This is a genomic window from Ruegeria sp. BI11 (genome assembly GCF_056538005.1).
In genome coordinates, this window is sequence record NZ_JBQFSM010000052.1 from 1 (window position 1) to 1,510 (window position 1,510).

Here is a 1,510-nt window from a genome sequence, read left to right on the forward strand (position 1 = left end):
CCATGACCAAATCAATACGATTTTTCGTCCCCGCCGCTATCGCCTTTGCACTCTCTCCTACCGCTATGCCAGAGCCGACGCGTTCAAGCTGCGGGAAGGTTATGCTGCCGAACTATCGGCCTGATTGTGCAAGCTCACGCATATTACAATCCACGTCAGATAACTCGGCAAAGCCTTTGAAGTTGCGCATATGATCATCTCTGAAGAACCACGGATAGCGAGGATCTTTGTTGGCAACACCCTGAAACCTGTCACAATCAGAAAGCGGCAAAAACTATTGGGGCCGGATGCGAGCGGAACATTGGAACGCGCATATCAGGCTCGCGGCAACTTCATATCAATCTGTCACACGCGGCAAAGGTTGATCGTGCAGCTGAAGGTCGCTTTTCCAAAGCGGAACGCTCGGGCAAAGCCAGACCAAACCACAAGGGGCGCAATCCGCCCTTTCGCAGGGCGGAGTCCTGGGGACGCACTTGACGCTACCATAAAAGGTTGCGTTAGGCCGCAGCGGCGGCCTACGCGGGAAAGGGCCGGACCTGATGATTTCCGAAATATCAGTCGGACAGGGTTATGTTGCGAATCCGCGTCTGTCCGCATCGCGTGCAGCGCATCTTTGCGACCGCAGCCCGCACACGCGTTTCGCGCCCATACCGCTCGGCCAGATCTAGCACCGCGATCGTGCCCTCATGGCCACAGCCACATTCCAGAAACAACCAGCTCATTCCCAGCGTTCCCAGGCGTCGACCTTCGATGCGCATATCCGGACCCTTGGACGCCGCGGTCACCAGCGGCAGTTCCAACGGGTCTTTGGGCGTCCTGCGGCGTGTAAACGGCATGTTTCAAACTCCAAGCAGCACTCTCATCCGGAGTGGAAGGATGCGGTCGCGGGTCAGACAAACACGCGCTACGGCCAAGGCGCAACCGGCAGGTTCCATGGAACAGCATTGGCGGATCACGCGGGATGTCCGGCCAAGATCCGCGACTTTGCTGCAAGACTTGCCTTACTTTCGTAAAACCGTCCGATACTTCGACCTCACAAAGCACGTCCGGCGCGTCTGCGGGACGTGTTCGGATTTCATTAACACCGAAGCTGATATTGGAATGAACCCGTTGACCATTGCGCGCCATCGGAGGCAAGCCTTGTGACGGTTTGCCGAAACAATGGGATTTCGTCGGTGAACTGGATACTCTCTTAACCTTTTCGGCCGGGCCTGATCGGGTTCGGCCGTTTTTTCTCTGGATGCATGAAACAGCTGCAGGGTGCAACTGGGCCTGTCCGTGCGGGCTCTGTCGCATTCTTTTCTGAAGTATGAATTCTCACCAGACGTTGCTGTGTTTAGATGGCTAGTTTTGCAAACTGCTTGAACGGACAGAATCCGAGTCCGAACTGACCCTTTCGGATCATATGCGCAACTTCAACGGCTTTGCCGAGTTATCTGACGTGGATTGTAATATGCGTGAGCTTGCACAATCAGGCCGATAGTTCGGCAGCATAACCTTCCCACAGCTT

Annotated in this window: 1 protein-coding gene and 1 pseudogene; one reads left to right on the plus strand and one right to left on the minus strand. The window is 55.4% G+C overall.

Annotated features, from left to right (window positions below):
• Positions 1-124: pseudogene (locus ACR0DT_RS25000) on the plus strand (IS6 family transposase); the annotation flags it as partial.
• 430 nt (positions 125-554) lie between these two features.
• Here the strand turns inward: ACR0DT_RS25000 and ACR0DT_RS25005 are convergent.
• On the minus strand, positions 555-836 hold the full coding sequence (locus ACR0DT_RS25005) for a hypothetical protein (protein ID WP_480713340.1): 282 nt from the start codon (positions 834-836) through the stop codon (positions 555-557).
• Positions 837-1,510: the final 674 nt, after the last annotated feature.

Bases quoted from the DNA above. Each gene is read 5' to 3' on its own strand.
- ACR0DT_RS25005 (WP_480713340.1), bottom strand. From the start codon at position 836: ATGCCGTTTACACGCCGCAGGACGCCCAAAGACCCGTTGGAACTGCCG.